Source organism: Ruminococcus sp., from assembly GCF_019417665.1.
Lineage (GTDB): Bacteria > Bacillota > Clostridia > Oscillospirales > Ruminococcaceae > Ruminococcus_C.
This window is the reverse complement of record NZ_DXUU01000005.1, coordinates 1-22,307: the sequence shown is the minus strand read 5'-3', so window position 1 is coordinate 22,307 and position 22,307 is coordinate 1. Positions and strand designations below refer to the sequence as shown.

21 protein-coding genes are annotated in these 22,307 nt (G+C 47.2%); 13 read left to right on the top strand and 8 right to left on the bottom strand.

The window, feature by feature from the left end:
- Window positions 1-8: 8 nt before the first annotated feature.
- Entirely contained in the window at window positions 9-554 is a 546-nt protein-coding gene (locus tag QZ375_RS02435; RefSeq protein WP_295214708.1) for an NUDIX hydrolase, read from the top strand.
- A 245-nt stretch (window positions 555-799) separates the two neighbouring features.
- Here QZ375_RS02435 and spoVG read toward each other — a convergent pair whose 3' ends face one another.
- The gene (gene spoVG, locus QZ375_RS02430) at window positions 800-1,114 is read right to left on the bottom strand and encodes a septation regulator SpoVG (protein ID WP_295214706.1); all 315 of its coding nucleotides are present in this window, start codon (window positions 1,112-1,114) and stop codon (window positions 800-802) included.
- A gap of 183 nt (window positions 1,115-1,297) precedes the next feature.
- Between spoVG and murC the strand changes: the two genes are divergently transcribed.
- The 12 genes from murC (at window position 1,298) to aspS (ending at window position 15,153) form a co-directional block, all read left to right on the top strand.
- Complete coding sequence (gene murC, locus QZ375_RS02425) at window positions 1,298-2,731, top strand: UDP-N-acetylmuramate--L-alanine ligase (protein WP_295214701.1); 1,434 nt, start codon at window positions 1,298-1,300, stop codon at window positions 2,729-2,731.
- 200 nt (window positions 2,732-2,931) lie between these two features.
- The gene (locus QZ375_RS02420) at window positions 2,932-3,288 is read left to right on the top strand and encodes a cell division protein ZapA (RefSeq protein WP_295214698.1); all 357 of its coding nucleotides are present in this window, start codon (window positions 2,932-2,934) and stop codon (window positions 3,286-3,288) included.
- Window positions 3,285-5,327: a U32 family peptidase gene (locus QZ375_RS02415; protein ID WP_295214695.1), complete on the top strand. Its 2,043-nt coding sequence runs from the start codon at window positions 3,285-3,287 to the stop codon at window positions 5,325-5,327. The genes QZ375_RS02420 and QZ375_RS02415 overlap by 4 nt, the downstream gene beginning before the upstream one ends.
- Window positions 5,328-5,565: 238 nt before the next feature.
- Complete coding sequence (dut, locus tag QZ375_RS02410; RefSeq protein ID WP_295214692.1) at window positions 5,566-6,006, top strand: dUTP diphosphatase; 441 nt, start codon at window positions 5,566-5,568, stop codon at window positions 6,004-6,006.
- Between the two features lie 55 nt (window positions 6,007-6,061).
- Window positions 6,062-6,325, top strand: a complete 264-nt coding sequence (locus QZ375_RS02405; protein ID WP_295214690.1) for a DUF4321 domain-containing protein — start codon at window positions 6,062-6,064, stop codon at window positions 6,323-6,325.
- A gap of 294 nt (window positions 6,326-6,619) precedes the next feature.
- On the top strand, window positions 6,620-7,636 hold the full coding sequence (locus QZ375_RS02400; RefSeq protein ID WP_295214687.1) for a rod shape-determining protein: 1,017 nt from the start codon (window positions 6,620-6,622) through the stop codon (window positions 7,634-7,636).
- A gap of 84 nt (window positions 7,637-7,720) precedes the next feature.
- Window positions 7,721-8,581 carry a rod shape-determining protein MreC gene (gene mreC / locus QZ375_RS02395; protein ID WP_295214684.1) on the top strand — a complete coding sequence of 287 codons (861 nt, stop codon included), beginning with the start codon at window positions 7,721-7,723 and terminating at the stop codon, window positions 8,579-8,581.
- Entirely contained in the window at window positions 8,568-9,152 is a 585-nt protein-coding gene (gene mreD, locus QZ375_RS02390; RefSeq protein WP_295214680.1) for a rod shape-determining protein MreD, read from the top strand. The genes mreC and mreD overlap by 14 nt, the downstream gene beginning before the upstream one ends.
- Before the next feature lie 49 nt (window positions 9,153-9,201).
- Window positions 9,202-11,292 carry a penicillin-binding transpeptidase domain-containing protein gene (locus QZ375_RS02385; RefSeq protein WP_295214676.1) on the top strand — a complete coding sequence of 697 codons (2,091 nt, stop codon included), beginning with the start codon at window positions 9,202-9,204 and terminating at the stop codon, window positions 11,290-11,292.
- Between the two features lie 214 nt (window positions 11,293-11,506).
- Window positions 11,507-11,911, top strand: a complete 405-nt coding sequence (gene mgsA / locus QZ375_RS02380) for a methylglyoxal synthase (RefSeq protein WP_046437154.1) — start codon at window positions 11,507-11,509, stop codon at window positions 11,909-11,911.
- Window positions 11,912-12,049: 138 nt separating this feature from the next.
- Entirely contained in the window at window positions 12,050-13,369 is a 1,320-nt protein-coding gene (gene hisS, locus QZ375_RS02375; protein ID WP_295214671.1) for a histidine--tRNA ligase, read from the top strand.
- Between the two features lie 8 nt (window positions 13,370-13,377).
- Window positions 13,378-15,153 (top strand): aspartate--tRNA ligase, encoded by a 1,776-nt coding sequence (aspS, locus tag QZ375_RS02370; RefSeq protein ID WP_295214931.1) that lies wholly within the window; start codon window positions 13,378-13,380, stop codon window positions 15,151-15,153.
- A gap of 74 nt (window positions 15,154-15,227) precedes the next feature.
- Here aspS and QZ375_RS02365 read toward each other — a convergent pair whose 3' ends face one another.
- From QZ375_RS02365 to QZ375_RS02335, 7 genes are all read right to left on the bottom strand, one after another.
- The gene (locus tag QZ375_RS02365) at window positions 15,228-16,580 is read right to left on the bottom strand and encodes a hypothetical protein (protein ID WP_295214668.1); all 1,353 of its coding nucleotides are present in this window, start codon (window positions 16,578-16,580) and stop codon (window positions 15,228-15,230) included.
- Between the two features lie 105 nt (window positions 16,581-16,685).
- Window positions 16,686-17,792 carry a DUF58 domain-containing protein gene (locus tag QZ375_RS02360; protein ID WP_295214664.1) on the bottom strand — a complete coding sequence of 369 codons (1,107 nt, stop codon included), beginning with the start codon at window positions 17,790-17,792 and terminating at the stop codon, window positions 16,686-16,688.
- A complete protein-coding gene (locus QZ375_RS02355; RefSeq protein WP_295214661.1) occupies window positions 17,783-18,724 on the bottom strand; it encodes a MoxR family ATPase in 942 nt (313 codons plus the stop codon). Before QZ375_RS02355 ends, QZ375_RS02360 begins: the two co-directional genes overlap by 10 nt.
- Before the next feature lie 244 nt (window positions 18,725-18,968).
- The gene (locus QZ375_RS02350) at window positions 18,969-20,270 is read right to left on the bottom strand and encodes a site-specific integrase (protein WP_295214658.1); all 1,302 of its coding nucleotides are present in this window, start codon (window positions 20,268-20,270) and stop codon (window positions 18,969-18,971) included.
- A 135-nt stretch (window positions 20,271-20,405) separates the two neighbouring features.
- The gene (locus QZ375_RS02345) at window positions 20,406-20,618 is read right to left on the bottom strand and encodes a helix-turn-helix domain-containing protein (RefSeq protein ID WP_295214655.1); all 213 of its coding nucleotides are present in this window, start codon (window positions 20,616-20,618) and stop codon (window positions 20,406-20,408) included.
- Between the two features lie 445 nt (window positions 20,619-21,063).
- Entirely contained in the window at window positions 21,064-21,495 is a 432-nt protein-coding gene (locus QZ375_RS02340) for a hypothetical protein (protein ID WP_295214652.1), read from the bottom strand.
- A 12-nt stretch (window positions 21,496-21,507) separates the two neighbouring features.
- Window positions 21,508-21,954 (bottom strand): helix-turn-helix transcriptional regulator, encoded by a 447-nt coding sequence (locus tag QZ375_RS02335; RefSeq protein WP_295214649.1) that lies wholly within the window; start codon window positions 21,952-21,954, stop codon window positions 21,508-21,510.
- Between the last annotated feature and the right edge of the window lie 353 nt (window positions 21,955-22,307).

The following is a 22,307-nucleotide window of genomic DNA, read 5'->3' as shown; positions in this document are numbered from 1 at the left end:
GATTCCACATGCACTTACAGGAAGAAACCAAAGCAAGCGAAAAAACCTATCAGGGAAAGGTATTCTATGTCACAAAAGACACAGCACAGTTAGAAGACGGTCAGCTGGTACAGCGTGATGTCGTGCACCATTCCGGCGGCGTCTGTGTTGTGCCCCTGACGAAAAACAACACCGTGCTCATGGTGAAACAATTCCGCTACCCCATGCAGCAGGTAACACTGGAAATTCCGGCAGGAAAACTGGAACCAGGCGAAAATCCGGCAGAATGCGGCAGACGGGAACTCCGGGAAGAAGTGGGGCGCACCTGCGGCAAATACACCAGTCTGGGGACACTCTTCCCTACACCCGCATATGATACAGAGATCATTCACATGTATCTTGCCCAGAAGCTTTCTGAGCCGGAAGCGCAGGATCTGGATGAAGAAGAATTTCTCGATATAACAGAATTACCGCTGGAAGAAGCGGTGCAGATGGTGCTGCGTGGAGAAATCCCCGATGCCAAGACACAGATCGCTCTGCTGAAAACTTATGTTCTCCTACAAAAAGAACAGTAAATTTTAGAGCCTGTTCAGCATCTTTTCGCACGCATCTTGCTTGCATCTTTTCTGGGAGATTTTGCGAAAATACTCGGAAATCCACAAAGGATTTCCTCCGTTTTTCACTTCATCTCCCAAAAAATCTGACTGCGCAATCTGCGCACGCCCAGATACTGAACAGACTCTTAGTTCATTGCATTTCCGCAAAACAAAAAAGCCGCAGGCAATTTCGCCTGCGACCCGGTTCTTATAGCAACGATAATTTATACAATTGCATCTGCTGTCGGTACAGTGGCTTCTGCCTCGGCTTCGGCTTCAACCAATGCCAGATGCTGGTGGTATGTTTCCAGAATCCGCTCTTCCATCATCTTTCTGGCAGAAGCAGAAATGGGATGCACAATGTCACGGAACACACCATTTTCATCCTTACGGCTGGGCATTGCCACAAAAAGTCTTTCATCTCCTTGCACGACCTTAATATCGTGCACTGCCAGCATGTTGTCAATTGTCACAGAAACAACTGCACGCAGTCGTCCCTCGGTGATGATCCGTCTGATTTTGATATCTGTGATTTCCATATGATGACCTCCTCCATTTGCAGCGAGTGATTTATCTGTACATTATTCACTCGCACGAAATACATTTTCGTAACAAAAAAAGGAGACAGCGCTGCCCGAAAGAAACGCTTCTCCTTTGAATTACGTTACCTCTCAGTATACACCATAAATTTGAAAAAAACAACAAGGAAAAAGGTGATTTTTTTGAACAATGATATTTTAAAGGGAAAAAAGCACATTCATTTTATCGGAATTGGCGGCAGCGGCATGTATCCCCTGGCGCAGATCCTCCACGCACGGGGATTTTATCTCACTGGTTCAGACAACAACGAGACAGAAACATTGCAGGCAGTCCGTGATATGGGGATCCCGGTTTATTTGGGACAGCGTGCTGAGAATATCGAAGGTGCAGACCTCATCGTCCACACCGCCGCCATTATGGCAGACAATCCGGAACTGATTGCTGCGAAAGCAAGCGGTGTGCCGGTACTGGAACGCAGCGAACTGCTGGGCATTGTTACCAGCTGGTATGACAATGCCATTTGCGTTGCCGGCACCCACGGCAAAACCACAACTACTTCCATGGTGACGCAAATTCTCTTCACAGCAGGCGTGGATCTGTCCGCATTTATCGGCGGAAAGCTCCCCTGCATCCATGGCAGCGGCAGAAGCGGCTCCAGCGATATTATGACCTGCGAGGCATGTGAATTTGTAGATACGTTCCTGAAACTGTACCCGGATATTGCAGTGCTCCTGAATATCGATGCCGACCATCTGGATTATTTCGGCACAGTGGAAAACATCATCAAGTCCTTCCACAAGTTCTCCGAACTGACGAGCAAGGCAATTATTTACAATGGCAGCGACGCCAATACCTGTAAGGCAGTAGAAGGTATCACCGGCAAGGAACTGATCACCTTTGGTACAACACCAGACTGCGACTATTATCCGGCGAATATACAACATGTTTCCGGCCTGGAGACTCACTTCCAACTCATGCACCACGGCGCATCTCTGGGTGAGATCATTCTGCATGTTGCCGGAGAGCACAATGTGCTGAATGCTACAGCAGCAGCGGCGGCGGCAATGTATGTAGGCGTTTCCTTTGAGGATGTGGCAAAGGGATTGGCTGAATTCCGTGGTGCAGGCAGACGCTTCGAGAAAAAAGGGGAGGTAAACGGCATTACCCTGGTGGACGATTATGCCCACCATCCCACAGAACTGACCGCTACCCTGAAAGCAGCGATGGCAATGCCGTTCCATAAGGTATGGGCGGTATTCCAACCCTTCACTTTCTCCCGGACTGCCATGCTGCTGGAGGAATTTGCCGAGGCACTATCCATCCCCGACTGCGCTGTGCTGACGGATATCATGGGTTCCCGGGAAAAGAACACTTACAATATATTCACACGACAGCTGGGCGAAAAGATCCCCGGTGCAGTCTGGTTTCCGCAGGACGAAAGCAATCCGGAAACAACGGACGAACGGAAATATGCCAACTTCGATCAGGTCGTTCAGTATGTCTGCGACCATGCACAGCCGGGAGATCTGGTGATCACACTTGGCTGCGGTGATATCAACAAGGTAAATAAACTGATTCTGGAAGAACTGGAACGACGGAATACAGAAAAAGTTTAAATTTTTGCTTGCTGCACATTGTGGTTTCCGCTTATAAATACAAGCTCGGTTGGATAAATAAAATGTGATTTTACAGATGCTCTGCTGAAAAATTTGCAAAAAAAGCTTTTCAATCCTCGAAAAATGTTGTATAATAAGAAGAATGGCACAGGGTGTATTCCTTTCCCTGCGCCGGAACAAACTGAAAGGAACTTAACGCTATGTCAAATAAAGTGAAAGTAGTCATCTGCGGCAAAGACTTCACTCTGCAAACCGCAGAATCTTCTAACTACGTTTTCGGGCTGGCACGGACGCTGGAATCCCGTATCACAGAAATTACTGATTCCAACAGCAGCGCTTCACCCTTTACCGCCGCTATTATGGTTGGTCTGGCTACCCTGGATGATCTGAACAAAGCAAATGCTAAGTTGGACAGTCTCCGTGACCAGTCCAAAGAATATGTGGACGAAGCCGGAAAGACACGTCTGGAACGGGATGCTGCTTTACAGGAAGTAGCAGCGCTTCGCTCCAGGGTTGCCGAACTGGAACGGGAACTGCGTGAGAAAAACGTCAAATGAGGACACCCGAAATACTTGCTCCCGCAGGTGCACCGGAATCCCTGTTGGCAGCACTTCGGTGCGGTGCAGATGCGGTCTATGTAGGCGGAAAAGCCTTTTCTGCCCGGCAGAATGCGGAAAATTTTGACCTGCCCCAATTGGAAGAAGCAGCTCGCCTCTGCCATCTCTATGGCGCAAAGCTTTACCTGACGGTCAATACATTGATATTGGACGAGGAATTTCCTGCACTGACACAATATATTAAGGAAGCAGCTGCCTGCGGCGTGGATGCCTTTTTGGTGCAGGATCTCGGTGTGCTGGACTGCATTCGCCGAGCAGTACCGGATGCGCCTATACATGCTTCCACTCAGATGACCATTCACACCCCGGAAGGCGCACGCTGGGCAAAAGAACAGGGACTGACCCGTGTGGTTGTTTCCAGGGAACTATCCCGACAGGAAATTGCTGCAATCTGTCAATGTGGCATTGAAGTGGAACAATTTGTCCATGGTGCTCTTTGCATGAGTGTATCCGGTCAGTGCGGTTTGTCTGCGGTCATTGGCTCACGAAGCGCCAATCGGGGACGCTGCGCCCAGGCATGCCGTCTCCCCTTTTCGGCAGCAGGGAAAACTGACAGCTGTGCCCTTTCCTTAAAAGACCTCTGTCTCGTACCCTATGTGGCGCAGATGGCAGAGAATGGCGTGGCTTCGCTGAAAATTGAGGGTAGATGCAAGCGCCCGGAATATGTTGCCGTCGCTGTCACCGCCCTGGTACAGGCTCGGGACGGTATAGAACCAGATCTGGAAACACTGCGTGCAGTGTTTTCCCGCAGTGGCTTTACAGATGGATATTATACCGGAAAGCGCCGGGATATGTTCGGCACACGCCAGAAAGAAGATGTACTTCGTGCAAAAGAAGTACTCCCGAAGCTGAAGCAGCTTTACCAAAAGCCTGTAGGGCGTGTTCCCTTGACCATGTATGTTTCGCTGGAAGAAAATTTGCCAGTACAGCTGACTGTCCGGGATACGGACGGAAATACAGTTACTGTTTCCGGCGATATACCGCAAAAAGCACAGAACAAACCGACAGATACAGCACAATTGGAACGCCAGTTGGGAAAACTCGGCGGTACCATTTACTTCCTGGAGCATCTGACTGCTGACTGCGACGGCGTGAGTATACTCCCGGCATCTGCCCTGAATGCACTGCGCCGTGACTGTACTGCAAAACTGGATGCAATGCGCATTACTGCAAATACACCCAAATACACCCTTTGCAATATACCGCCCATTCCGGAACAACCAGCAAGTTCGGCATTGCCTTTCTATCGCATACAGATTTCCGGCTGGACAGAACAGGCGAAACAGCTTTTGCAGGATTCTTCGACAGAAGCACTGCTGCTCCCGACATATGCCGTAACGGATGCCATTCCGGAACAGCTGAGAAATCGGATTTTCCTGACACTCCCCCGATTCTGCGCCGATGAAAAAAAAGTGCTGCAATGGCTGGAACATGCCGCAGCGTTGGGATTTTCCCATCTGGTCTGCGAAAACCCAGCTCATTTGCGTATGGGAACATCCCTGGGATTTTTTCTCCACGGCGGTCTGGGACTGAACGCTGCAAACCGATACTGTCTGAACTTTCTAAAATACCAGAGTCTTGTGGATACGATCCTATCACCAGAACTCACTCTAGCACAGACACGAGGTTGTACGGGAATGCCCATTGGTGTTTATGCCTACGGGTATCAGCCGGTGATGACCATGCGAAATTGTCCCATTCAGGCAGAAGTTGGATGTAAAAGCTGCAATCACTGCCTCACAGACCGCACGGGACGGCAATTTCCCATATATTGCAACAAAAACGCCGGTATCACAACCATGTACAATGCCGTTCCCACCTGGATGGCAGACAAGGCGGATGCCCTTTCACATGCGGCATTCCTGCTGCTGGACTGTACGCTTCAACCTGATCCGCTGTCTATCCTGCGTGCCTATGAAAACCGCAGCATAGCAACAGAACCAATCACACGCGGCTTGTTTTATCGCGGCGTCGAGTAAAAAGATATTCAGGGCAATACCGCACAAAGATTGTACGTCAGATGTGCAGTCAGATTTTTCGTCAGATGAAGCAAAAAGCGGAGTGAATACTTTATGTATTCACGAGCATTTTTGTGAAATATGACGGAAAATATGCAAACATATGACGTGCAAAGCCGTCAGGCGGTCTTTGCGCGGTGTTGCCGCAGGCACTTGTCTGAGCATGCTCAAATTGGTAAAAACACAGGAGGAATTTCATATGTATCTATCTATTCAGCGGCTGCGTCCGGATGCACAGCTTCCAAGACGTGCCACAGCGGACAGCGCCGGCTACGATCTGTATGCGCTGCCGGATGTGTCCGTTACCATTCAGCCCGGAGATATCTGCAAGATCCCTACAGGCATTGCCGTTGCACCGTCCCGTCCGGATGTGGCACTTTGTATTTTCCCACGTTCCGGCTTGTCCACAAAACACGGCATTACACTTGCAAACAGTGTAGGATTAGTAGACAGCGATTATCGCGGTGAACTGCTGGTGCCCCTGATCAACCATGGAAAAGAACCGTTCACTGTGGAACAGGGTATGCGTATTGCTCAGCTGGTGGTACTTCCCATTCTGACACCAGAACTTCATGAAGTATCGGAACTGAACGAAACTACACGCGGTGCAAGCGGCTTCGGCGCAAGCGGGCTGTCCTGACATACCAATTGAAAAGAAAGGAGACTGTATCCCAAACGGAATACATACGATACACATGAAAAAGATCCTTGTTTATATTGCCAGCATTGTGGTGGCACTGGTACTGGGCGGTGTCATTGGAAATCTCTGCGCTGAGATTGCACCGCTGAGTTGGCTGGATTACGCACCGCCTCTACATATTGATACCCGTGACTGGAACTGGTATATTGCAGATGTTACCTTCGGTTTTCAGTCCAAATTCAATATTGCGCAACTAATCCTGACCATTGTCGCTATCTTTACAGCACCGAAAATCAATTCGCTGATCGGAAAAAAATAATATGAGCCGAAAAGGCACTTTAGTCTGTTTATATAATATGCTGTAATTTTTCCATTTGCTTTTCACCTATTTTTTACAAATATACTAAATTTTGATTCTACAGAAAATTCCCGAAAAAACGATTGTCAACCTATAAAATTCGTGGTATAATGGAATCATACCGGACGAAACATACTTCCGGACACACTGCACCGCTTTCGGCAGCAGTGTTCTATTCTCTATGGATGGTTCATCTTGTTTTTTACCATACGGTTCAGAATGAAAAATGTTTCTGCACCCAAAGGAGCACATAACATGTTTACAAAAGATATCGGCATTGATTTAGGAACAGCAAATACCCTCGTCTATCTGTGCGGCAAGGGTATTATTATACGAGAACCCTCTGTTGTAGCGGTAAATACCCACACAGACCGGGCAAAATATGTAGGAAAAGAAGCTAAGGACGTCATCGGACGCACCCCTGGTTCTATTGTAGCAGTGCGCCCTCTCAAGGATGGTGTCATTGCAGATTTTGACACCACCACCATTTTATTGCAGGAATTCATCCGCAAGGCCATGCGAGGGAAAATGTTCTCCCGGGCACGTGTCATCATATGTATTCCCTCCGGCGTCACTGCCGTAGAGCGCCGTGCAGTACGGGATGCCGCAGATCATGCGGGTGCTCGGCCTGTCATGATTGTGGAAGAGCCTATGGCGGCTGCGATCGGTGCTGGACTTCCTACGACAGAACCTACGGGCTGCATGGTAGTGGACATCGGCGGCGGTACAAGCGAGGTTGCTGTTATTGCATTGGGCGGCATCGTTGTCTCGAAAAGCGTCCGCTGTGCCGGAGATGAATTTGACACTGCTATTATCAACTATATTAAAAAACGCTACAATCTGCTCATTGGCGAGCGAACTGCTGAGAGCATCAAGATCCAGATCGGCTCGGCATATCCCGTTGACCGTGACGAAGTGATGCAGATCAAAGGACGCAACCTCATGAGCGGTCTGCCAGAGAATATAAATATCAGTTCTAAAGAAGTTCGAGAAGCACTGTCCGAACCACTTTCCCATATTGTAGACGCAATACGCTATACCCTGGAGCAGACACCACCGGAACTGGCGGCAGACATCATTGACCATGGCATTACGCTGACTGGCGGCGGTGCACTTCTGCGTGGGTTGGATCAGCTGATCCATAAAGAAACCGGTATGCCCGTTTATATTGCAGAGTATCCCCTGGACTGCGTGGCAGAGGGCACCGGAAAGATCTTGGAAAATCTGGACAAATATCGGGACGCACTCTCAGATGAATCCCGATTTGCCTGACCGGCGGAAAAATCAAGTACTGCACGTTTTCTCACAAAATAAGAGAAACACTGCTGTCTGACGAACACATAGGAGGCTTCACTCATGGGCGGTTTTTTCCGCAGCAAAAAATTTCGCATTATTCTCTGCATCATTGCCCTGCTGATCGGCATGATGCTCTATGCCGTCACACAAGACGGTTATACCCTGCCCACCACCGGTTTCATCGGGAAGATCTGCAATCCCATCCGCTCTGTTTCAAACCGGATCTCAGACAGTGTGGAAAATACGCTAGACGCCTTTACCCGATCTAAGGAATACCAACAGGAAAACGAGGAATTACGTCAGCGTGTGGCTGAACTGGAATATCAACTGGTGGACTACCATAAGACCCAACAGGAACTGACTGATTTGGAGGGTTTCATGGGTGTCAAAGAAGATCACGAGGACTTTGTGCTCTCTGATCCCTGCACCATTATTGGATATGTAGAAAACGACCCGTTTCACGCCTTTTACATTGACAAAGGCAGTGAAGACGGGCTATCCGTGTATGATCCAGTGGTAACGGCGGAAGGGCTTGTAGGCATTATTTCCGAGATTTCCGAAACCTATGCCACTGTGGAGACCATCTGTTCGCCCAATCTTTCCATCGGCGCAGAAGTCTCCGGGAAGTCGGAATCCGGTATTGTAGAGGGGGATATTACCCTTTCCTCGTCCTATCGCTGCCGGATGATCTATCTGGAAAAGGACACCACTTTGGAAAAAGGCGACCTGGTCATCACTTCCAATTCTGTAGGAATTTTCCCCCAGGGCTACCCGATTGGTTCTGTAGAATCCATTGAGCCTATGGAAAGCGGTCTGAGCTATTGTGCCGTGATCCGTCCATCCATAGATCTAGAGAACCTGTCCAATGTCATTGTTGTCACCGATTTTGCCGGAAAGGAGCAGCAAAATGCGGCGAACTAAACCTTTTCTTCCTATTTCAAAAAGGCCAAAACACCCAAAAGTACGCAATACCATCCGCTGGGTGCTCTATTTTCTCTGCATTTTTCTTGCTTTTGTAACGGCAAACAGCGGTGATACCATAAAGCCATTGCTTCTGATTCCCGTGGCACTATGTATTTCATCCGTATCAAGCATGTTTATTGCCGGCGGCATCGGCATCCTGTGTGGTCTGCTCATGGATATTTCCACAGGCTCACTCCTTGGATATCACGGTATTCTGCTCTTTCTTCTCTGCATGGCGACCTCATTGTTCTACGATCGTCTTCTACAGCAGCGTTTCCTGAACATGGTGTTTTTCACATTTATGGCAGCATTCCTTGTGACCGGCTTTGATTTTGTATTTCAATATGCCATCTGGGGATATGAAAACGTGTCCTATCTCTACGTGCACCATTCCCTGCCGTGCCTATTATATACCACCATCAGTGGTGCTGTATGCTATCCCATTTTTGCATTGATCCATCGGTTCCTACTGCCAAAACGACGACGTACCATTGAAAAAAAGGTGAAACCGCTGGAGGAAACGACCTGATCTGTATTGACCCTATCACCCTATCTCATTCAGAAAGGAGATCCACATTATGAAACGTACCGCATCCAGTTATGTCAAGCTTTCTCTTGCCAGTCTATTGGTATTGGTTTCCTGCTGCCTTTGTGCCTGGCGGCTTATGAAAATTCAGATTGTAGAAAGTGAAACTTATACTGCAAAAAACGTTTCTACGCAGAAATATACCCAGACCATCAGCGCCACACGGGGTGAAATTGTGGACTCTGAGGGAAATTCGATCATAGAAAACAAAGTCGGTTACAACGTCATTATTGAACCGGACACCTTTCCAGAGGATAATACTGAAGGGAACCATATTCTTCTGTCGCTGACGGAAATTCTGGATGAAAACGGGGAAGAATGGAGTACTTCACTGCCTGTTTCAGAGACGCAGCCCTATACCTTTACTAACGACGAGGATGCGGTGGAAAAGCTCAAAGAAAATCTGAACATGAATGTTTATGCCACCGCAGAAGACTGCATGTATCAACTCATGAAGGAATATGACATTGACGATTCCTACACGCCGGAGCAACAGCGCACACTTGCCGGCATCCGTTACGAAATGCAGCTGCGGGGATTTTCTCTCAGCAATCGATTTACACTGGCAAAGGATGTCTCCATAGAAACTGTGACGGAATTGAAAGAACGAGGCGTTACACTCCGGGGCATGGATATTGTGGAAGAGGCGATCCGCTCTGTAGCACAGGGCGATATTGTTACCCACGAAATCGGCACGGTGGGACCAATTTATGCAGAAGAATATGAAACACTGAAAGAAGAAGGTTACGATCTGGACGATACGGTGGGCAAAAGCGGCATTGAACGTGCTATGGAAAGTACCCTTCGAGGCAGCGACGGCATCAAAGAGATCACCGTACAGAATGGCCAGGTCATCTCCTCTGAGATCACTACACCAGTAACCGCCGGAAGCACCGTACAGCTCACTGTGAACAGCGATTTTCAGCGAGAATTGCAGAAGATCCTTGACGATTTTATCGCCAATTTTGACAATCTTCGGGATGAAAAAACAAAGGATCTCGACAAGGTGGAATGCGGCGCTATTGTGGTGCTGAATGCCAAGGACAGCGGCGTGCTAGGCATGGTAACAGCGCCGACCTATGATCTAGAAGACTACATGACCGATTATAATTCTGTTCTTAATGCAGATAATGCGGAGAACAAGCCTTTGGTGAATCGTGCCACTGACGGTCTGTATCGTCCTGGTTCGACGTTTAAAACGATCACCGCAACTGCCGGACTCAACGAGGGTATTATTAGCGGCACTTCTACCTATAATTGCGGACACATTTATCACTTCAAAGATCATGACTATAATTGTACCGGCTATCACGGTGATATTTCCATTACACGTGCCCTTCAGGTGTCCTGTAATATCTTCTTCTATAAGCTTTCAGAAGAACTAACCATTGACCGTATCTCAGACTATGCCACAAAGTTTGGGCTGGGACAATCCACTGGTCTGGAAACCGGCGATAAAGCCGGTCATCTCTCTAACCCGGAATCCTTTGCAGAACTTGGTGCAGACTGGACCGTAGGACAGGTTCTGCAAAGCGCTATCGGTCAGGGTGAATGGGCTGTGACACCCCTGCAAATGGCGAATGTTGCATGCACCATTGCCAATAACGGTACACGCCATCAGCCCCATCTGGTGGACAGTATCTGGGACTATAACCATACCACCTGTCTGGAAGAAATCGAACCGATAATTGCAGAACAAATCCAGCCGTTAAATGACAGTGTATTCCAATATGTGGAAAACGGTATGATTGCTGCATCCACAAACAATTTCCCATCTCGGTACTCCCTGTCAAATCTGGGCTTTGATGTTGCCATCAAGACTGGTACACCCCAGGTCAGCGGACGAACTCAAGATTCTTTCTTTATCGGTTATGCGCCGGCAGATGATCCGGAGATCGCATTTGCAGGCGTTATTGAGGGCGGCGAGTATTCTAAGTACATGATCCGTTCCATCATCCAGGCATATCAAAAAACCGTCAAGGGTGAAAATATTTCTGTGGATACGGTGGGCGCAGTTACGACAGACACCACACAAATGACCGGTTCTTCAACGGGAACCGAAACAACCACATCTGGTCAATGACGCTTTTCGTCAAATTGTATAAAGAACATCGTGGGAAGCACCATATATTTCACAATTTTATAATTTTCTGGCGTAAATACTTTGACAAATCCGGATTTTGTGGTATAATAAGCATAGAAGATTTTTGCCGGAAAATATGACAGAACAACTCCGGGATCTTATTGTATTCCGTTTGATAATTTATATACAATATGGAAAGGACTGATTATTTCACATGACAATTGCTTTGATTGCCCATGACGCAAAAAAAGAACTCATGATTCAATTTTGCATCGCTTATTGCGGCATCCTGTCCCGGCACACCCTCTGTGCAACTGGCACTACTGGAAAACAAGTGGCAGAAGCAACAGGACTACGGATTCAGCGCTATCTCAGCGGATCTCAAGGCGGTGATCAGCAGATCGCAGCTCGTATTTCTTGTAATGAAATTGATGTGTTGCTCTTCTTCCGGGATCCTATTAATCGGAAAGCGTCTGAGCCTAACGAAATGAACCTGCTGCGCCTCTGCGATGTGCACAATGTTCCCGTCGCAACGAATATTGCAACAGCAGAAGCACTGATCATGGCACTGGAGCGAGGCGATCTGGATTGGCGAGAAATTGGCAATCCGACGATCTGATCAGACAGTCCATGACAAACTTATACAGTACATCACGTTTGATTCTCTCCCCTTTTTCGGAAGGGGAAATTTTTTGCAGTCCGGCAATCTGCCACATGGCAATGCAGCGGATTTTGCTCTTAGGAGGTTATTCACAATATGGCAAATAAAATCACACGACCGCTGGGCACAGAGGATGTGACGCCAAAACAAATCTACAAATGGTACACTGTTGAACGTCTGGCACGAGAAACAGCAGAAAGCTTCGGGTTTCATGAAGTGCGCATTCCAACCTTTGAGAACACCAATCTGTTCCTGCGCTCTGTAGGAGAGACCACCGATGTGGTACAAAAAGAAATGTATACCGTCAAAGCGAAAGAAACGGAATTCACACTGCGACCAGAGGGCACTGCCGGTACCATTCGTTCCATGCTCCAAAATGGTATGCTGAACGATGCTTTGCCCCAGAAAGTCTATTACATCCTCTCCTGCTTCCGCCACGAACGGCCCCAGGCAGGCAGACTCCGTGAATTCCACCAGTTCGGCATTGAAATGGCAGGAAGTCAGGGACCGACTTCCGATGCAGAGATCATTGCGCTGGCAAAAACCATCCTGGACAATGCTGGACTAAAAAATATCGCCCTGCACATCAACTCCATCGGCTGTCCCACTTGCCGTGCGGAATATCACAAGGCACTGCGAGCATACTTTACTCCCCGTAAAGACGAGCTGTGTGACACTTGCCTGACCCGTTTGGAGAAGAATCCTATGCGGCTTCTGGATTGTAAAAGTCCGATTTGTGCAGAAATTGGCAAAGATGCACCGCTGATCCTGGATTATCTCTGCGATGACTGCAAGGCACATTTTGAAAAGCTTCAGGAATATCTGAGAGCCATGGATATTGACTTCATGATTAATCCGAAAATTGTCCGTGGTCTGGATTATTATACGAAAACCGTATTTGAATTTATTACCACAGACATTGGTGCACAGGGCACGGTCTGCGGCGGCGGCAGATATGACGGTCTGATCGAACAAATGGGCGGAAAGCCTACGCCGGCAATGGGCTTTGCCATGGGTTTGGAACGGCTGATCCTCACCATGGAGAGTCAGGGCTGTGACTTTGAGCAGCCGAAAACCTGTGATCTGTACATTGCGCCTATGGATGAAGCAGCCGTTCCCAAAGCAATGCAGTTGGGACAGACACTGCGTGTGTCCGGCTATCAGGTGGAATATGACCTGATGGAGCGTGGACTGAAGGCTCAGATGAAATATGCCAACAAGATCGGTGCAGCCTTTGTCATGGTACTGGGCGAAAACGAGCTGAACACCGGAAAAGCAAAGTTAAAAAATATGCAGACTGGTGAACAAACAGAAATTGCACTGGATGAAACATTTGAGGAAAAATTTGACGATATTGCCGTGCAGTTCATGTTTCATGATATTGTAGAGGATTTCGAAAAGGAGTGTCAACTGTAATGGATTTCATGAAAAAATTGCGCCGCACTTGCTATTGCGGCGAAGTGACAAAAACAGGAGAAACTGTAGTTGTTGGCGGTTTTGTCCAGAAAGTCCGGAATCTCGGAAACCTGATCTTCATTGATCTTCGTGACCGCACAGGAATCGTCCAGCTGGCGTTCAATGACCAGACAGATCGTGCTGTTTTCGAAAAGGCAGCTTCCTGCCATAGTGAATATGTGCTCATGGCAAAAGGTGTTGTGGCAGAGCGTTCCAGCGTCAATCCAGATATGAAAACCGGTGCAGTCGAAATTCTCGTAGATGATTTGCGGGTTCTGTCCAAAGCCCAGACACCGCCCTTTGCCATTACAGATGAGACAAAGGTCAATGAGGAGCTCCGTCTGAAATATCGCTACCTGGATCTTCGCCGTGCACCGCTTCAGCATAACCTTATGATGCGTCACAAAATTGCGCTGGCAGCACGGGAATATTTCTATGCAAACGATTTCATTGAGATCGAAACACCCATGATGATGAAGTCTACCCCGGAAGGTGCCCGCGACTATCTGATCCCGTCCCGTGTACACAACGGCAAATTCTATGCCCTGCCCCAGTCGCCGCAGATCTACAAGCAGCTGCTCATGGTATCGGGCATGGATCGGTACATTCAGATCGCACGCTGCTTCCGTGACGAGGACCTGCGTGCTGATCGTCAGCCGGAATTCACCCAGATCGACCTGGAAATGTCCTTTGTAGACGTTGAAGATATTCTCCAGATGACTGAGGGCTTTGTACAGTATCTATTCAAAAAGGTATTGGATATGGATATCCCTACTCCCCTGCCTCGTATGACCTATCAGGAAGCCATGGAGCGCTACGGTTCAGACAAGCCGGATACTCGTTTTGGCATGGAATTGCAGGATCTGTCCGAGGTTGTCAAGGATGTGGACTTTATGGTATTCCGTTCGGCATTGGAAGCCGGCGGCAGCGTCCGGGCGATCGTGGCAAAAAATGCAGCTTCTATCCTGACACGAAAGGAAATCGACAAGCTGACAGAAAAGGCAAAGAGCATTGGTGCAAAAGGTCTGGCATATATCCGTTGGAATGACGAAAAACCAACCTGTTCCTTTACAAAATTCCTGCCGGAGGGTAAGCTGGAGGAAATCTTGTCTCATCTGAACTGCGAACAAGGTGACGTGGTACTGGTTGTTGCAGACAAGAACAAGGTGACACTGCCGGTACTGGGTGCACTTCGTCTGGAACTGGCAAAGAAACTGGAGTTGATTCCCGAGGGACAGTTCAACTTCCTGTGGATCACCCAGTTCCCGTTCTTCGAATGGGACGAGGACAGTCAGACATGGGTGGCAATGCATCACCCGTTCACCATGCCTATGGATGAATGTCTACCCTATCTGGACAGCGATCCGGGCAAGGTAACGGCTAAGGCGTTCGACCTGGTACTCAACGGCACGGAGCTTTCTTCCGGTTCCATCCGTATCACCGATTACGAATTGCAGGAGAAGATGTTCCAGGCACTGGGGCTGACGGATGAGGAAATCGAAGCGAAGTTTGGTTTCCTGGTAGAAGCGTATCACTATGGTGCACCGCCTCATGGTGGTTTGGGCATTGGCTTGGATCGTTTGGCAATGGTCATGCTCCAGGCAGAAAGTCTGCGTGACGTGGTGGCATTTCCCAAGGTACAGAATGCAAGCGAACTCATGAGTGCCTGTCCATCGGCGGTAGATCAGGAAAGTCTGGATGTACTGGGTATTCAGGTGACAAAAACGGAAGATACAGAAGTATAAATTTTTCTTTCAATAAACGAAAGCAGCCCTGTCAGGTGAAGTTTTCCTGACAGGACTGCTTTTGTCATTTTATCTTATGGAAGTACTTTGCTGTTCCCTTTGCTATGCAATTGGCGCAATATTTCATTCAATGCCGCAAAATCAGTTCCATCCGGCTGAATTTCCCCATAGCGCACATTGTCATACCCCTCTGTCACCAATTCCCAGCTGGAATCTGCCAGTCCGAACTGACGCAGTTTTTCCAGAATCTCCACTGCACTGTCCGACGGCAGCGCCATCTCCTCCGGCAATTGTGCCAATACTAGTGCATAGCCAAGCCGATATCGTGCTGCATCCGAGGGCATATACAGATAACGGCGGTATACACGGTTCCAGCGGCGGCGTGTCTGAGGCAGTTCCGGTTTCACCGCAGCTTTTTCCTGGGTTATGAGATCCTCCACATAGTCGCAGTAAGCACCATCTTCTTCCTGTGGCATATGCCGAGTTTTCCCCAGCTGTGCGGCAATCCAACGGCGCAGACTGCACCAGCATTGTATCAGTCCGTGCCAGATCTCCCGGCGTTTCCATATGACCAGTGCCAGCAGACCCACAAGAATAACTGCTTCGAAAATCAATCGAATCCAGTCGGATGCTCCGTTCTGTTCCAAAGGTATCAGCTGTTTCGAAGTATCCTCCGACAGTTCGGATACGGCGTCGGAACTCCCCAGTGACAACAGCCAGCGCAGCAGATACCACACACCCGTATAGAGCCGCCGCCATAGCCAGCCCATGAGCTTCGCAAGCGGACGATAACAGCAAAACAGTACAATACCCAAAGAGCAGAGCACTGCCATAAGCTTAGCATTACTCTGCTGAATCTCCTTGGGCATTTCCCATGCACCTTCGCCTCTGCTGCGGAGCATTCGCTCCAGAGAATCCATATTATGTACCAAGGCAAAGAGCATTGCATTCACCACCAAAATGATTGCCGTTACCAGAAAAGATGCACTTTCATCCCGCCAATGGATCAGCAAACCTGTAAACAGATTCCAGAGACAAAGTCCAGTAAAGACATAAGGATGGGCAATGCGTTCTATGGGCTGAAACAGCAGCCGGGATGCACCAAAATAGCAGCCACCTGCCGCAATACCATACAATGCACGCAGAAAAACAGTGGGATAGGGCGCAAAGATCACGCTGCCCACAAAAAGCAGTGCTGAAACTGCCCATAAGCTAAGATTCACCATCCGTGTTTTTTTTCGGTATTGCCGGCGAAGCAAAAGCATATGCAGCATTCCCAGCCAGGACAGTACTGTGAGAATTACCGTCATTCCTCCAGCAAGCAGATATGACCTGCCGCCCCAACAGTTGAGCAGTACTGTCAACGGATAAACTGCCGCTGCAAGCGCTGTCACCAGCCCGAAGTGCAGCCAGATTTTTTTTGACATCCTGACACCTTCTTTTTTATGAATTAGGAATGAGGAGTTAGGAATGGTGGTATCGCCTACGGCGATGGATTCAAAATTGTTATATCATTCCGAATAAATTTTTGTTTATTCCATCTTCCTATTGGACACGACCGCATCTGCGCACTGCGCTTCATCGTGGGCATGTCCTGTTACCAACACCAAACCAGTGCTTTTCCGTTTCCACCTTGCCACTTGTGCATCTGTATAAGGCGTGATCAATAGAGACAATTCTTCTCGGCTGGACGTTCCCCGTCGGAGAAGCTGGGACATGGGCTGGATACGTTTCAGCTGCAATGCTGCCAGAAGTTCCATCATTTGGTGATACATTCCCTTTCCGCCACCGTATCGTGTTTCGTATGGCACTTTCTCCCCGTCAGTTTCTCCCACACAAAGCCGCATCATCCAGCCATTCTGACACAATTCCCACAGACACTGGGCACAAACTCGGATGGTATGCTCCATCAGCTCCGTATCCAGCGTCATTCTGCCGGAATCCGCAGGATTTGTTTCCAACGCCAACAAAACCGTAACCGTCTGCTGTGCCGTCCGTTCTTCCTGCCGCACCAGAAATGTTCCGGCGTGGGCAGAGGCTTTCCAATGCATCCGATTCAATGGATCACCAGGGATATATCCCCGGACACCGGCAGGCAGACAAGGATCCGAACAGAAACTGTGCCACACCGGATGTTCCCCGAAACTCTGTCGCAGCATCCGGGGTAACAACAATCCAGCTTCTGTAAATCGGCTAGGCAGAATTGTCACTGTACCACCTGTCTCACTAGCAGGCAGGGAGAGCCGCACAGCACCCAGCAGATCCGATGTCACTAGCACCACATGTTCTACCTGATAGATCCCACGTTTTTCACAACGAATCTTCCAGACACGGCGAACCTTCGCATGTCCACGCACGGAGAAAAATCCGGTGACAAAACGAGACTGGTCTGTCACAACACAATGGGACTCCGGGAAGTCTAGCCAGCGTGGTACGGTCAACTCTGCTTTTAGCCACGGAACAGGCAACGTCTTGTCATTTTCTACGATCTCGGTAAATTCCAGAGTTTCTCCTTCTGTCACTTCACTGGCATCAAAATAACAATGATAGGACAAACCGTCCAAACCATACCGGCGATACAGTGCGATCTCCCCGAACAGCACTGCCAGCACCAACAGAATCACTGCAATCAGTTCCATGACGATTCCTTCGGTACAGGCACGGTTTCCAGCAGTTCCCGAACGATTTCCCGGCTAGCTATGCCGCTTTCGTCCCATGCACCGCCTCGCACGGGCATGCGGTGCGCCATGCAGTCTACTGCGATCTCTTTCACATCATCCGGCGTCACAAAGCTTCTGCCATGAATGGCTGCCATAGCACGTGACACTTCCAGCAGTGCCAGCATACCACGTGTGCTCAACCCCAACTGCACCCGATCATGCTCCCGAGATGCCTGTGCCAGATCTGCCACATATTCCCGGATAGGTGCAGATGCAGTCACCTGCCGCAGTTCCGCCCTTGCATTCAAAAGTTGTTTTGCTGTTACTACCGGCTTAGTTTCTGGCAATACTGTTCTTGCCAGCAATGCCAACTCCTGTTCCCGGTCGGGATAGCCCAGAGACAGGCAAAGCAAAAATCGATCTAACTGGGCTTCCGGCAGAGGAAATGTTCCCTGCATCTCCACAGGATTCTGCGTAGCAATAACAAAAAACGGTTCTTCCAGAGGATAAGTCACGCCATCTGCTGTCACTTGCCGTTCTTCCATACATTCCAATAGTGCAGACTGCGTGCGGGGCGTAGCACGGTTGATCTCATCTGCCAGCAGGATCTGAGTAAAAACAGAGCCTTTCTGAAATTGAAATGCCCCTGTTTTCGGGTCGGGAATGCTGACGCCGATAAGATCGGACGGCAGCAGATCCGGCGTAAACTGAATGCGGTGAAATACAGCATCCATGGATTTTGCAAGAGTGCGTGCCAGGGTAGTTTTTCCTGTGCCGGGAATATCATTTAGGAGCACATGACCACCGCAGAGCAGTGCAGCAAGAACCTTGTCAATGACTGCTTCCTTACCGAGGATCTGCTGCGATATAGAACTGCGCAGAGTGGCAGTAAATGATTGTATCTGTGACATGTATGGATTCCTTTCTTTGGTGAAATTGGTTCGCTTTATTATAGCATATAATGCTGAAAAGGTCAATTACATTATATTAACTCACTGCATTAGAATTTGTGCTATTCACGGTAAATCCGAAGGTTTATAAAGTCTTTGGTAGACAATATAATTAAGGCAATGCCTGATTTTCTACCAAAATTTCTACCAAAACCATTCATTTTTCATTTTCTTTTTCTTGCTTCCGTTTTTTGTGCATTATATTTTATAATCTTGATACAAATGATTCACCAGTGTCCACAGGCGGATCATTTTTCATTTTAATGTTATCCGACTTCTTACCGTTTTCACCGCCGAGAACTCTTGCAATCGTTTCAGCCGATGTAACCTTAGCGTTATATTCCAGATGGCTATAAAGGTTCGCTGTAATCGAAAAATTTGAGTGTCCGAGCCACTCCTGAATAGCTTTCATCGGAATATCGTTTGCGAGCAAAAGGCTTGCACATGAGTGACGCAGATCGTGAAAGCGAAGATGCTTCATACCATTTCTATTGATAATGTAATGGAAATGCTGAGTAACATAATTCGGAGAGATCATGCATCCTAAATTGTCGCGGCAGATGAATCCGTCAAATTCCGTATCAAAGGATTTACCGCATATCTTTCTGCAATGTTCCTCAGTCTTTTTCTTTTCAAGAAGCATCTTTTCAATGTGAGGTATCAGCGGAAGTGTTCTTCTTGTGGAGTTGGTTTTCAGGCGATTCTCAACAAAGAGCTTTGCTTCGCCGTTTTCGTCATAGTCGCTCACAATTTTACGCTGGACTGTGAGTGTTTTGTTCTTGAAGTCAATTGCATCCCATCTCAGACCAAGTATCTCACATCTTCTCAGACCATAGTATGCAGCAATGTGAACAATAAGCTCCAGCTTGTCATTTTCAAACACCTTGAAAAGACTGTTCAGCTCATCTACATTGTAAAAAGTTGCTTCGTGCCGTTCAGCTCTCGGTACAGTCAGTTTATCCATTGGGTGAATAAGAAGCATATCCATCTTCACTGCATATGCAAATGCCGAGTGCAATGCAAGATAATATTGTTTTGCTGAACTTCCCTTAATACCCTGGTCAAGCTTGTAATTGAGAAATTCCTGTATGTGAGTATAGGTGATCTCCCCAAGCGTGATATGCGGATACTTCTCGTTGATGTAGTTAAGAAATCTCTTTGAAATTCTGCTGTAACACTGATGTGTTGTACAAGCCACATTAGGCTTGATTGCAATCAGCCATACAGAAAAGAAGTTATCAAGTTCACGATTTGCATTACTTGCATCTGCTGAATTGTTCGCTGAAGTATTGGAACTGGTGTCTGTGTTTCCACCGAAAGCCTTTCTGAACTCCTCTGCAATTTCATCAACCTTTGCATTCAGAGCTTTTTTTGAGCATTTCTCCAGCAGGTCAGTTTTCACCCACTTACGCTTACGCTTGCCGTTTTCGTCCTTGAAGTCGAAAATAACATAGTATTTGCCATTCTTTACGGCAGTTATGTACTTAAAAGGCAGACTTGCTTTCATTTTAATATCCTCCTTGAATTGAAAGCGGTAGAAGTCTACTGTTGACAACTATATTATAGTGCGAAACCACATATAATGCAAGACTACCGAGCCGCTTTAACTTTTTTCGGCACTTTTCACTGGGGAATTTCCCATTTATTGTGCGCTTTGCAGAACAAAATCTATTACAGTTACCTTTGCAACTTTGATAATACGACCACATGGGATACGCTTTATCTCTCCGTTTTTAATAAGCTCATAAACTTTTGTACGGCTTAGGTTAAGCATCTCACATACCTGTTTGACATCTACCACATCGGGATATTGCTTAAACATTGTACGGTATGCGTTTTTTGACGAATTGTTCATACAAACCTTCCTCTCAGGGAGAAGAAAAAGAAAACAAATAGCGTTGATGTTTCATATTCAATTTTCAAGATACCGAGCTGTTCCCGAAAGAACAGCAGATAATACATCGCTGTCGGTTATTTTTATGCCTAAATGATGTACTATTGGCAGATACCCCTTACGCAAAGGAGTATCTCCCGATAGAAAATCATACATAAATGAAAGAGAGGCAGATATAACAACAATTTGAGCTTAGTGAAACAGTACTGCCGAGAAACGGGCAAAACGGCAGCACTGTTTCTACACCCAGAGAATATTTATGAGAGAGGATATTTATGAGAGTTCATTCATATCCCTGTCTGCCGCAGGTAATATGAACCCCTCTATAAATAAACCGAGGAATTTGAGTTTTTCAACCAAAATTCAGAGAAATATTTTTTGAAATCGTCGATATGTATAATATCAACTATTGTTTTTCGTACAAAGTGATGAACTCTTTCAGCCTTTGTCTTGCTTTTGACATTTTTTTGCTGAGAGCCTGGTGCGTGAGTCCATATTTTTCGGCAAGATAGACCATATTGATTTTTCGCTCTGAAAAATAATAAGCATTGATCAGGTCATAGTCATTCGGATATTTTTCTTTCAGCCACTCCAAAGCTATCGGCAGCATATCAAGTCTTTCTCTCATCAGCTGTTCAGCTTTGAGTTTTTCCTGATATTCAGGATAGCTTGTTCTGTCAGCAACTCCTTGCAGTAACGAATCATAGTCAAGACGAACTACTCCGTGAGAAGCATCTTTTTCTTCCTGGTACTGCTCCTGTCGGCAAAGTCGGTTATACTCTCTTTCAATTTCTCCCGATACTTCATCTCCAAAGCAGATATAGCGATATTTTCCCATTACACCGCACCATCACTTTTCTTTATAGGCAGATAATGCGGTAAGCGGTCTGAAATGTTTTGCTTGCAGCTCAATATTACATGCTTTAAGTGTAAATGACGGATTGAAAGCACAACCGCAGATATAATTACAGATTGTCATATCTCTCTTGCATTGTGCAGAAAGATGATAATGTGCCAATGCAAACAAATATCTGCTTCTGAGTGGGGGTAAACGCAGTGCAATACAGATAGCAGCAATATGATTGAAACTGATCCTGCGTTTATTTTTTGTGTAATAATAAATGCTTGCTTTGCTGATACCTGTTGAAGCTGAAAGTGATGCAGTGTCTATTTTCAATTCATTCATGTATCTGGCAAGTGCCTGTCCGAATGTTTCGCCCATTTCAGCCTGTACATAGGAATAATCCTGAATCGAGTCAGCATCAACAGCATTGATAGTCGGGATATGTCTGGTCATTTTTCGTCCTTTCCTCAGACGAAAAATACAATACGAATGGACACAGTTATCCTGTCATACGGCTTTCCCGTCCGACAATCAAACTCTCAGTTAATTCGATCGATATGTAATTTTTTGTGAAGCCGATGCCCTGAGATACCTCTGCGCAGTAAGGCGCACCGACCAAAAATATGTTTACAATTATTATGAAACAAAAGGCAGGAAAAGGCAAGTCACTCAGAGTGAAACGCAGAGTTTATGCGTATACGCCCGAATATACGCTGTTATCCCAAAAAAAAATCCGGTCAGATAATATAAATGTAAAAAGTCAAGTAAACCATACAACAATTCGCCAGAAAGTGTACAAAAAGTAT

Excerpts from the sequence above, each read along its gene's own strand:
- QZ375_RS02435 (WP_295214708.1), top strand. The coding sequence starts at position 9 with ATGCACTTACAGGAAGAAACCAAAGCAAGCGAAAAAACCTATCAGGGA.
- spoVG (WP_295214706.1), bottom strand. The coding sequence starts at position 1,114 with ATGGAAATCACAGATATCAAAATCAGACGGATCATCACCGAGGGACGA.
- QZ375_RS02420 (WP_295214698.1), top strand. The coding sequence starts at position 2,932 with ATGTCAAATAAAGTGAAAGTAGTCATCTGCGGCAAAGACTTCACTCTG.
- QZ375_RS02415 (WP_295214695.1), top strand. The coding sequence starts at position 3,285 with ATGAGGACACCCGAAATACTTGCTCCCGCAGGTGCACCGGAATCCCTG.
- dut (WP_295214692.1), top strand. The coding sequence starts at position 5,566 with ATGTATCTATCTATTCAGCGGCTGCGTCCGGATGCACAGCTTCCAAGA.
- QZ375_RS02405 (WP_295214690.1), top strand. The coding sequence starts at position 6,062 with ATGAAAAAGATCCTTGTTTATATTGCCAGCATTGTGGTGGCACTGGTA.
- QZ375_RS02400 (WP_295214687.1), top strand. The coding sequence starts at position 6,620 with ATGTTTACAAAAGATATCGGCATTGATTTAGGAACAGCAAATACCCTC.
- mreC (WP_295214684.1), top strand. The coding sequence starts at position 7,721 with ATGGGCGGTTTTTTCCGCAGCAAAAAATTTCGCATTATTCTCTGCATC.
- mreD (WP_295214680.1), top strand. The coding sequence starts at position 8,568 with ATGCGGCGAACTAAACCTTTTCTTCCTATTTCAAAAAGGCCAAAACAC.
- QZ375_RS02385 (WP_295214676.1), top strand. The coding sequence starts at position 9,202 with ATGAAACGTACCGCATCCAGTTATGTCAAGCTTTCTCTTGCCAGTCTA.
- mgsA (WP_046437154.1), top strand. The coding sequence starts at position 11,507 with ATGACAATTGCTTTGATTGCCCATGACGCAAAAAAAGAACTCATGATT.
- hisS (WP_295214671.1), top strand. The coding sequence starts at position 12,050 with ATGGCAAATAAAATCACACGACCGCTGGGCACAGAGGATGTGACGCCA.
- aspS (WP_295214931.1), top strand. The coding sequence starts at position 13,378 with ATGAAAAAATTGCGCCGCACTTGCTATTGCGGCGAAGTGACAAAAACA.
- QZ375_RS02365 (WP_295214668.1), bottom strand. The coding sequence starts at position 16,580 with ATGTCAAAAAAAATCTGGCTGCACTTCGGGCTGGTGACAGCGCTTGCA.
- QZ375_RS02360 (WP_295214664.1), bottom strand. The coding sequence starts at position 17,792 with ATGGAACTGATTGCAGTGATTCTGTTGGTGCTGGCAGTGCTGTTCGGG.
- QZ375_RS02355 (WP_295214661.1), bottom strand. The coding sequence starts at position 18,724 with ATGTCACAGATACAATCATTTACTGCCACTCTGCGCAGTTCTATATCG.
- QZ375_RS02350 (WP_295214658.1), bottom strand. The coding sequence starts at position 20,270 with ATGAAAGCAAGTCTGCCTTTTAAGTACATAACTGCCGTAAAGAATGGC.
- QZ375_RS02345 (WP_295214655.1), bottom strand. The coding sequence starts at position 20,618 with ATGAACAATTCGTCAAAAAACGCATACCGTACAATGTTTAAGCAATAT.
- QZ375_RS02340 (WP_295214652.1), bottom strand. The coding sequence starts at position 21,495 with ATGGGAAAATATCGCTATATCTGCTTTGGAGATGAAGTATCGGGAGAA.
- QZ375_RS02335 (WP_295214649.1), bottom strand. The coding sequence starts at position 21,954 with ATGACCAGACATATCCCGACTATCAATGCTGTTGATGCTGACTCGATT.